The sequence below is a fragment of the Massilia sp. DD77 genome (assembly GCF_036961685.1).
Taxonomy (GTDB): domain Bacteria; phylum Pseudomonadota; class Gammaproteobacteria; order Burkholderiales; family Burkholderiaceae_D; genus Telluria.
The window spans coordinates 1-9,486 of the sequence record NZ_JBAMDH010000071.1 but is presented as its reverse complement, the minus strand read 5'-3'; the positions used below and the strand labels follow the sequence as shown (position 1 = coordinate 9,486).

10 protein-coding genes are annotated in these 9,486 nt (G+C 67.1%); 7 read left to right on the top strand and 3 right to left on the bottom strand.

What is annotated here, in order from left to right; genetic code table 11:
- Nucleotides 1-36 precede the first annotated feature (36 nt).
- The 4 genes from V7778_RS24565 to V7778_RS24550 all read left to right on the top strand — a co-directional run bounded on the left by V7778_RS24565 (nucleotide 37) and on the right by V7778_RS24550 (nucleotide 4,388).
- Nucleotides 37-561 carry a methylated-DNA--[protein]-cysteine S-methyltransferase gene (locus V7778_RS24565; RefSeq protein WP_335560190.1) on the top strand — a complete coding sequence of 175 codons (525 nt, stop codon included), beginning with the start codon at nucleotides 37-39 and terminating at the stop codon, nucleotides 559-561.
- Nucleotides 534-1,439 (top strand): site-specific tyrosine recombinase XerD, encoded by a 906-nt coding sequence (xerD, locus tag V7778_RS24560; protein WP_335560188.1) that lies wholly within the window; start codon nucleotides 534-536, stop codon nucleotides 1,437-1,439. The genes V7778_RS24565 and xerD overlap by 28 nt, the downstream gene beginning before the upstream one ends.
- Before the next feature lie 72 nt (nucleotides 1,440-1,511).
- Complete coding sequence (locus tag V7778_RS24555; RefSeq protein WP_335560186.1) at nucleotides 1,512-1,712, top strand: hypothetical protein; 201 nt, start codon at nucleotides 1,512-1,514, stop codon at nucleotides 1,710-1,712.
- Between the two features lie 507 nt (nucleotides 1,713-2,219).
- Nucleotides 2,220-4,388 (top strand): putative bifunctional diguanylate cyclase/phosphodiesterase, encoded by a 2,169-nt coding sequence (locus tag V7778_RS24550; protein WP_335560185.1) that lies wholly within the window; start codon nucleotides 2,220-2,222, stop codon nucleotides 4,386-4,388.
- Here V7778_RS24550 and V7778_RS24545 read toward each other — a convergent pair.
- Nucleotides 4,369-5,343, bottom strand: coding sequence for an endonuclease/exonuclease/phosphatase family protein (locus tag V7778_RS24545; RefSeq protein WP_335560183.1), 975 nt, complete (start codon nucleotides 5,341-5,343; stop codon nucleotides 4,369-4,371). The genes V7778_RS24550 and V7778_RS24545 overlap by 20 nt on opposite strands.
- A gap of 39 nt (nucleotides 5,344-5,382) precedes the next feature.
- On the opposite strand from V7778_RS24545, the gene ybaK reads away from it, so the two are divergent.
- The 3 genes from ybaK (at nucleotide 5,383) to V7778_RS24530 (ending at nucleotide 7,326) form a co-directional block, all read left to right on the top strand.
- Entirely contained in the window at nucleotides 5,383-5,874 is a 492-nt protein-coding gene (ybaK, locus tag V7778_RS24540; protein ID WP_335560194.1) for a Cys-tRNA(Pro) deacylase, read from the top strand.
- Nucleotides 5,875-5,962: 88 nt separating this feature from the next.
- Nucleotides 5,963-6,595 carry a glycerol-3-phosphate 1-O-acyltransferase PlsY gene (plsY, locus tag V7778_RS24535; RefSeq protein ID WP_442920758.1) on the top strand — a complete coding sequence of 211 codons (633 nt, stop codon included), beginning with the start codon at nucleotides 5,963-5,965 and terminating at the stop codon, nucleotides 6,593-6,595.
- An 83-nt stretch (nucleotides 6,596-6,678) separates the two neighbouring features.
- A complete protein-coding gene (locus tag V7778_RS24530; RefSeq protein ID WP_335560181.1) occupies nucleotides 6,679-7,326 on the top strand; it encodes a DsbA family oxidoreductase in 648 nt (215 codons plus the stop codon).
- 159 nt (nucleotides 7,327-7,485) lie between these two features.
- On the opposite strand, the gene V7778_RS24525 is transcribed toward V7778_RS24530, so the two are convergent.
- Complete coding sequence (locus tag V7778_RS24525; protein WP_335560179.1) at nucleotides 7,486-8,331, bottom strand: endonuclease/exonuclease/phosphatase family protein; 846 nt, start codon at nucleotides 8,329-8,331, stop codon at nucleotides 7,486-7,488.
- 120 nt (nucleotides 8,332-8,451) lie between these two features.
- Nucleotides 8,452-9,486 (bottom strand): tRNA (adenosine(37)-N6)-threonylcarbamoyltransferase complex transferase subunit TsaD (gene tsaD / locus V7778_RS24520; protein WP_335560178.1); only part of this gene is annotated, 1,035 nt, incomplete at its 5' end.

Sequence of the window (9,486 nt, the reverse complement as noted above, 5' to 3'; positions counted from 1 at the left end):
GGCAAGCCTTTCCCGCGCCACCCACACGAAGCAGACATGAAGACAGAACAGGGAAGCACATTGTTCAACGCCATCGTGGCCACGCCCTTTGGCGCGATGGGCATCCGTACGCAGGACGCGCGCTTGCGCGAGCTGGTCTACCTGCCGCCGCAGTACGCCGAACAAGCCCCCGACAACGAGGTCGCCGAGCATACCGCCGGGCAGGTCGCACGCTACCTGTCCGACCCGGACTACCGTTTCGACCTGCCGCTGTTCGAGGCCGGCACCGAGTTCCAGCGCAAGGTCTGGGAAGCGATCGGCGCCATCCCGCGCGGCAGCGTGCGCACCTATGGCCAGCTGGCCAAGCTGATCGGCTCGGCGCCGCGCGCCGTGGGCCAGGCTTGCGGGGCCAACTGGTTCCCGCTGATCATTCCCTGCCACCGCGTGACGGCTTCCGGCGGGCTGGGCGGCTTTTCCAACCAGGACGACGAAAACGGTTTCCACCTGTCCGTGAAGCGCTGGCTGCTGCGCCACGAAGGCGCCACCGCATCCCCATGGCAACAGCAGTCAATCTGGCCCTGATCGACGAGTTCTGCGACACGCTCTGGCTGGAACAGGGACTGGCAAAGAATTCGCTCGACGCCTACCGGCGCGACCTGCGCCTGTTCGCCGGCTGGCTCGAGGCCAAGCGGCCCGAACGCGACGGCCTGCTGGCGGTGCGGCCGGAAGACCTGGCCGGCTATTTCGCCGACCGCCACCCGGATTCGCGCCCGAGCTCGGCCAACCGCCGCCTGTCGGTGCTCAAGCGCTTCTACCAGCTTGCCCTGCGCCAGCAGAAGATCAAGGAAGACCCCTGCCTCAGGATGGCCTCGGCGCGCCAGCCGACCCGTTTCGTGCACACCCTGACCGAAAGCCAGGTCGAGGCCCTGCTCGGCGCGCCGGACGTCGGCACGCCGCTGGGCCTGCGCGAGCGCACCATGCTCGAACTGATGTACGCCAGCGGCCTGCGGGTGTCGGAACTGGTGGCGCTCAAGCTGGTCGAAGTCAGCCTGAACGACGGCGTGCTGCGCATCACCGGCAAGGGCAGCAAGACCCGCCTGGTGCCCTTCGGCCAGGAGGCGCGCACCTGGATGGAGCGCTACCTGAAGGATGCGCGCGGCATCATCCTGAACGGCCAGGTCGACGACGCCCTGTTCGTGACCGGCCGCGGCGGCCCCATGACGCGCCAGATGTTCTGGATCCTGATCAAGAAGCATGCGCAGAAAGCGGGCATCCAGGCGCCGCTGTCGCCGCACACCCTGCGCCACGCCTTCGCCACCCACCTGCTCAACCACGGCGCCGACCTGCGCGTGGTACAGCTGCTGCTGGGACACGCCGACATTTCCACCACCCAGATCTACACCCACGTGGCGCGCGAGCGTCTCAAGCACCTGCATGCCCAGCACCACCCCCGTGGTTAGTCAAGCCGCCTCGGCCCGACTAGTCCATAATGCCCGGGTAGCACACATCTTTTTTGCACAGGCGAGGTGAACATGGCTCGAAATAATTTCAGTTACGAAAAGCGGCAGCGGGAACTCGAAAAGAAGCGCAAGGCGGACGAAAAGGCCAAGCGCAAGCTGGAAGCCAAGAACGCCCCGGCCGGCCAGGGCGAGGGAGAGGCTGAGGCTGAGGCTGAAGGCGATGCCCAGGCGGATGGCGCACCGGCGCTCGACACGCCCCTGTCGCAAACTTAGAACCTATTCCAGTAGGCGGGAGGAAGCGCATGGCGATGCATGGGAAGTGCAGGCAAGGCGCGAGGAGGCAGTGTGGCTGGCCACACAACGACGAGTAACGCCGCCTGCGCTTGCCAGGCGCGCCAGGAGCGACTCTTGCCTACTGGGATAGGTTCTTAGTCCTGGGGAAAGCAGAATGCCGCGCGGCGCCGGCTGTGGGAGCCGGCGCCTTCACGGGTGAGGGGAGCGGGCCGGCGTGTGGCGGCCCGCGTTATCCGGTGGCGCGTAGGCTCGATCCGCATCGGGGATCGAGCTCAGTGCGCATGGTTGAACTATAAAGATTGCGGCCCGCGCCAGCCATCGGTATGCGACGAGCCGCCGCTTCGGCGGCATGAAATGCATAGGCCGGGGATGAATTGCGGAGCGCCCGCGCACTTGAGCGGCCGCAAACATGGCGGTCCGGGCGGGGAGAACAATAGCGGGGTTGTCAGCCCGTTTATTGTTGTTTCCACCGCGAAAGGCCATGCCGTGACCGAGAAGTCGCCGGAATTATTTGCGGACGGTCCGTCTCCCGAACCGATCCGCATGGCCGATCCCCGGTTGGGCGTCTTGCCGCCCCGGGCGCCGGAGGGCGAAACCCTTGCAAACGCCGGGCCGGGCCACGAAGCGCTCGAGTGGCTGCACCATTTCGTGACCGCCCTCGAGCTGGCGCCCGCGGTCGCGGTGCACGCCATGGACCAGGCCGGCATCATCCGTTACTGGAACCACGCCTGCGAAGAGCTGTACGGCATCACGGCCGGGCGGGCGATCGGCACCCCGTTCTCGCAGCTGGTGATCCACCTCGAGCAGCAGGACGAGTTCGACGCGCGCATCGCCTCGATCTGGCGCGACGGGGTGGCGCCGCCGCCGCGCGACTGGCTGGTCGAAGCCTGCACCGGCCGGCGCCACTGGCTGCATTCCTGCCACTATCCGGTCAAGCGCGACGGCCTCACCCAGCAAGTGTTCTGCATGGAGATGGACATCACCGCGCGCAAGGAAGCCGAAGCCAATCTGCAGCGCGCCGCCCAGGTGTTCCAGAACGCGCGCGACGCCATCGTCATGATGGACGCCGAGTACCGCGTCCAGACCGTCAACCAGGCCTTCACCACCATCACCGGCCACGCGCCCGAGGACATCATCGGCCGCACCCTGGCCAGCCTGCGCTGGAGTGCGGACGCCGGCTTCTACGAGCGCATCTGGTCCGAGCTGGACGGCAACGACCACTGGGAAGGCGAACTGAGCGGCACGCGCAAGAACGGCGAGACCTATCCGGTGCGGGTGGCCCTGACCACCATCCGCGATCCGCACGGCGACATCAGCAGCTACATGGCGATGCTGAGCGACATCAGCGAGCGCAAGCGCGCCGAAGAACACGTGCGCCACCTGGCCGAGCACGACGCGCTCACCGGCCTGCCCAACCGCGTCCTCTTCCTCGACCGCCTGCACCAGGCCCTGGCCACCTGGCGCCGCCAGCGCTGCCTGTTCGCGGTGCTCTTCCTCGACCTCGACCGCTTCAAGGGCATCAACGACACCCACGGCCACCAGGCCGGCGACACGGTGCTGCGCGAAGTGGCCGCGCGCCTGCGCGCCTGCGTGCGCCGGGTCGACACCATCAGCCGGCTCGGCGGCGACGAATTCGTGGTGCTGCTGGCCGACGTCAAGGGCGCCGACCAGGCCGCCCACGTGGCCAGCACGGTGACGCAGGCGGTGGCGCGGCCGATCAGTGTCGGCGCCCACGAGCTCACCCTGTCGGTCTCGATCGGCATCGCGCTCTGTCCCAGCGACGGCGACGATGTCGAGACCCTGCTGCACCATGCCGACGTCGCCATGTACCACGCCAAGCAGAACGGGCGCAACAGCTACCGCTTCTTCAGCCCCGAGATGAACGCCCACGTGATCGAGCGGGTGGAGCTGGAGAACCGCCTGCGCCAGGCGGTCGAGGCGGGCGAATTCATGCTCGAATACCAGCCCGGGATCGAGGTCGCCACCGGCCGCGTGACCGGGGTCGAGGCGCTGGTGCGCTGGCGCCATCCGGAACGCGGCCTGCTGCTGCCGGACGCCTTCCTGCCGGTGGCCGAGGAATCGGGCCTGATCGTGCCGATCGGCGAATGGGTGCTGCGCGAAGCCTGCCGCCAGGCGCGCGCCTGGCGCGACGACGGCCACGCCATCTCGGTGGCGGTGAACCTGTCCGCGGCCCAGCTGGCCGACGAAGGCCTGCTGCCCATGATCGACCGCGCGCTGCATGACAGCGGACTGGCGCCCCAGGCGCTCGACCTGGAAATCCTCGAGAACACCGTCATCGACAACGGCCTGGACATCGGCCCCACGGCCATGGCCTTGCGCGCACGTGGCGTGCAGCTGAGCATGGACCGCTTCGGCACCGGCTTGTCGAGCCTGGCCTCCCTGCGGCGGGTGCCGCTGTCCAAGCTCAAGCTCGACCGCAGCTACGTGGGCGACGTGGAGCACGACCCGGTCGATGCGGCCATGGTGCCGGCCATCATCGCGGTGGCGCGCAGCCTGCAGCTGCGGGTGGTGGCGGAAGGGGTGGAGACGGCCGACCAGCTGGCTTTTCTACGCCGCCACGGCTGCGACGAATACCAGGGCTTCTACGCCAGCCCGGCCAGCGCCCGGCCGGACTTCAGTCCGCACCCGTCCTGAAACCGTCCGCGCGCGGGAACAGGCGCAGGCGCGCCAGCACCTGGCCGTGGTCCGAGGCTTCGGGCAGGCCCAGGTTCAGGTGGTCGTTCAGGTAGACCACATCCGTCACCTCGCCGATGGCGTCGGGCAGGGCGTGGTTGAACTCGGGCGACACCAGGATGTGGTCGATGGTGGTGTGGCGGCGGTCGTGCAGGATCGAGAAGCCGACGTCGCGCCCGTTGTCCTGCTGGCGCTGCACGCGGAAGGCGTCGTACATGCGGTCCGCGGGCGGCGTGCCTTCGCCCAGCACGATCTCGGTGGTCACCGAATCGGCCACGTCGTTGAAGTCGCCCATCACGATGCGCGGGCGGCGGTGGGCGTGCGCCATGTCGGTGAGCAGCACGCGCAGGGCGGTGGCTTCGGTGCCGCGCCGGATCAGCGAGCGCAGGCAGGCCAGGGCGTACAGGTGCGGGTCCTCCCCGCTGTCGCTGGAGCGGTAGTCGGGCCGGCGCGATTTCAGGTGCACCACGATCACGTCGACCGTCACGCCGGGCGCGATCTCGATGGCCGCGTGCAGGGGCGCGCGGGTGAAGCGGTCCGGGTCGCGGCTGCCGGGAGGCATGGCCACGTTGTCCGGGAACAGGCTGAAGGCCTGGCCGGGCGCGGCCAGGGGCAGGCGCGACACCAGGGCCACGCTCGGGGTCAGGCGCGAGGCATGCGGGTCGGGATCGAAGCCGACATGGGCGGCCTCGCGGTAGCGCTGGGTGCGCGCCAGCACTTCCTTCAGCACGGCTTGCGAAAAGATCTCCTGGAAGCCGATGACGTCGGCATTGAGCAGGTCGACCTGGCGCGCGGTCCAGGCAAGCTTGGCCTCGTACTCCTCGGGCGTAATGGGCACCAGGTTGTCGTACAGCTGCGCGCCGGGCGGGGCCAGGTTGAGGGTGTTGAAGGTGGCAAAGCGAATTTCTTCCTGCATAATAGAAACCCCTTTATGTTCGTCTTTAGCGTACCACGCATGGCCAAGAAAGAGCACGTGTCAGAGACACCCGCCACACAATTCCTGCGCAAACAAGGGGTCGCTTTTTCGGAGCACCCCTACGACTATGAAGAACATGGCGGCACCGCCGTGTCCTCGCGCGCGCTTGGCGTTCCCGAGCACGACGTGGTCAAGACCCTGGTGATGCAGGACGAGGCCGCCAAGCCGCTGATCGTGCTGATGCATGGCGATTGCAAGGTCTCGACCAAGAACCTGGCGCGCGCCATTCCCTGCAAGTCGGTCGAGCCCTGCAAGCCGGATGTGGCGCAGCGCCATTCGGGCTACATGGTGGGCGGCACGTCGCCCTTCGGCATCCGCAAGGCGATGCCGGTCTTCGTCGAGGAAAGCATCCTGGCGCTGGACAAGATCTATATCAATGGCGGACGGCGCGGCTACCTGGTCGGCATCGCGCCGCAGGTCCTGGTCGATGTGCTGAAGGCGCGGCCGGTGCAGTGTGCGCTGGCCGAGTGACTACCTGGGTGGCTACTCGGGTGACTACCCGATGGGCATGGTGTATATTCACGGGCCGGTTTTCTCGGCTTATTAAAAAAGAGACAAGATGAACCCTACCATTGCGACCATCGTCGCCACCATCGCCGCCTACCTGGTCGGCTCGATTTCCTTTGCCGTGGTCGTGAGCCACGCCTTCGGCCTGGCCGACCCGCGCACCTACGGTTCCAAGAACCCGGGCGCCACCAACGTCCTGCGCAGCGGCAGCAAGAAGGCGGCCATCGCGACCCTGCTGGGCGATTGCGCCAAGGGTTGGCTGGCGGTGTGGCTGGCAGTGCGTTTCGGCCCGCAATACGGCCTGGAAGAGGGCGGCATCGCCCTGGTGGCGCTGGCCGTCTTCATCGGCCACCTGTGGCCGGTGTTCTTCAAGTTCGTGGGTGGCAAGGGCGTCGCCACCGCGCTCGGCGTCCTGCTCGGCATCAATCCGTGGCTGGGCCTGGCCACCCTGGCCACCTGGCTGATCGTCGCCTACGCCTTCCGCTATTCCTCGCTGGCGGCCCTGATCGCCTCGGTGTTCGCGCCGTTCTACTACGGCCTGCTGTTCGGCGCCGACGAGATCCTGTTCGCGGTCTTCATCATGAGCGCGCTGCTGCTGTGGCGCCATGGCGCGAACATCTCGAATCTGCTGGCGGGCAAGGAAACCAGGATCGGCAGCAAGGCCGCCGAAGCCAAGAAAAAGTAGCCGCGCGCGGGAAAATTCTCCAGGCGTTACCATAGGCCCTTTCGGCACGCCCGTGCCGCAATGGACAAGAAAGGTGGTGCGCTGTGAGCAAGCAACTCAGGATCGATTTTGTGTCGGACGTCTCGTGCCCGTGGTGCGCGATCGGCCTGAATTCGCTGTACAAGGCGCTGGCCAGTGTCGGCGGGGAGCTCAGTGTCGACCTCCACTTCCAGCCTTTCGAGCTGAATCCCGACATGGGGCCGGAAGGCCAGGACATCGTCGAGCACATCACCCAGAAATACGGCGCCACCGCCGAGCAGCAAGCCCAGAGCCGCGAGACGATCCGCCAGCGCGGCGCCGACGTGGGTTTCGTGTTCGACATGGAGCGCCGCGGCCGCATCTACAACACCTTCGACGCCCACCGCCTGCTGTCCTGGGCCGAAGGGGAGGGCCGCCAGCGCGCGCTCAAGGAAGCGCTGTTCACGGCCTATTTCACCCGCTGCGAGGACCCGAGCAATCACGAGGTGCTGCTGCGCGCGGTCGAGCAGGCAGGGCTGGAGCGCGAGACGGCGGAGCGCATTCTCAAGTCGGATGAATTCGCGGACGAGGTGCGGGCGCGCGAGCAGTTCTTCCAGCAGGCGGGCATTCGCTCGGTGCCGGCGATTATCATCAACCAGAAGCACCTGATTTCGGGCGGGCAGCCGCCGGAGGTGTTCGAGAGGGCGTTGCGGGAGATTGCAGGGCAGAAGTGAGTGAGGTGGTCTTCACGCGAACTTGGGTTCCCGCCTGCGCGGGAATGACGGTTTTTCGGTCGCGGGCCAGTAACTGATATAGCACTGCTCTGGTAGCACGTCATTCCCGCGCAGGCGGGAACCTAAGTTCGTCGATCCGCCACCACCCTCACCCGCAACTCACACCAGCTCCATCACCACCGGCTGATGATCCGACGCCGCCGTCTCCGACAGCACATCCAGCACCCGCACCCGCTCCGCCAGATCCTCGGTCACGAAGAAATAGTCATAGCACTCGGGCCGCTCCGGCCAGGGATAGCCGTGCAGGCCGGTGGTCGGCGCGCGCGGTGCGTCGCGGTGGACGATGCGCCAGGCGTCCTGCAGCGCCAGCGCGCCCGACTCGGGCGCCGCCAGCAGCCTGGCGTAGTCTTCCGATTGCGGCGCGAAATTGAAGTCGCCGCACAGGATCGCCGAGCCGGGCCGGAAGCCCAGCTGGAAAGGCGCGTCCAGGTTGGGGTCGGGCTGGAAGATGCGCGCGCGGGCGCAGGCTTCGACGTGCAGCTCGCGGATGCGCTGGACCTGGGCCATGCGCTGGCGCGCCGAATAGTACTCGAGGTGGGTGGTCATCAGGCGCAGCTTGCCGCTGGGCGCGTCGATCACGGTTTCCAGCAGGCCGCGCGGCATGCCCGCCGGGCTCTCGGGATCGGCCGGCCAGGGCAGCAGGTGGCGGTGCACCTGCGAGATGCGGTACTTCGAGAGGATCAGGTTGCCGAACAGGCGGGGGACGTTGTTCTTGTAGATCTCGCTGGGCGCATGCTCCATCAGGTGGTAGCCGCCGAAGGCCCCGCCGAGCTGCTTGAACTGGTTCGCGGTCGCGCTCCCGTCCAGTTCCGGGTGGTTGGCCGCCACTTCCTGCAGGCAGACCACATCCGGATTGAGGCGGCGCAGCACGTCGATGATCGCATGAATGCGGATCCGACCGTCCTTGCCACAGCCCCAATGAATATTCCAGCTCACCACGCGCATCACTAACCTCCGTAAAACTTGACCGTCGGATATTGCCACCGTTTGGCGGTCGACGGTCACACGGTAGGATCGATGTCAAGCTTGCAAGTTCAGGATGACAGCTTGATTCTAGCCCTGATTTTATGCGGCTTCCAGCTCGTCCAGCGGCCAGCGCGGGCGCACGTTGAAGGCATAGTCGCGCTGCGCCAGGGCCGGGTTGCGTTCGAGGCGCATGGCGCCGGCGAAGGCGATCATGGCGCCGTTGTCGGTGCAGAACTCCAGTTCCGGATAATAGACCTTGAACTTGCGCTTGAGCGCCGCGGCGTCGAGCGATGCGCGCAGCTGGCGGTTGGCGCCCACGCCGCCCGCGATCACCAGGCGGGTCAGGCCGGTGTGGCGCAGGGCGTTGACGCACTTGGCGGTAAGCACGTCGACGATCGCATCGACGAAGCCGCGCGCGATGTTGGCCTTGTCCTGCTCGCAGATGTTCGCCACCACTTTCTCTTCGTGGTTCTTGACCACCGTAAGCACCGCGGTCTTCAGGCCGGAGAAGCTGAAGTTGAAGTCCTTCGAGTGCAGCATCGGGCGCGGCAGGGTGTAGGCGAGCGGATCGCCGAATTCGGCCAGGCGTGAGATCGCCGGCCCGCCCGGGTAGCCCAGGCCGAGCAGCTTGGCCGACTTGTCGAAGGCTTCGCCGGCCGCGTCGTCCAGGGTCTCGCCCAGCAGGGTGTAGCGGCCGACGCCGTCCACGCGCATGAGCTGGGTGTGGCCGCCCGAGACCAGCAGGGCCAGGAAGGGAAACTCCGGACGCTCGCTGGCCAGCAGCGGCGACAGCAGGTGGCCTTCGAGGTGGTGCACGCCCAGCACCGGCTTGTCGAGCGCCAGCGCCAGCGAGCAGGCCACCGAGGAACCGACCAGCAGCGCGCCGGCCAGGCCGGGGCCTTGGGTGTAGGCGATGGCGTCGATGCTGGACATCGGAATGTCCGCGCGCTTCACCACCTCTTCCAGCAAAGGCAGGGCGCGGCGGATGTGGTCGCGTGAAGCGAGCTCGGGCACAACGCCGCCATACTCCTCGTGCATGGCGACCTGCGAATGCAGGGCATGGGACAGCAGCCCGCGCTCGGTGTCATACAGAGCCAGGCCGGTTTCATCGCAGGAGGATTCGACGCCGAGTAC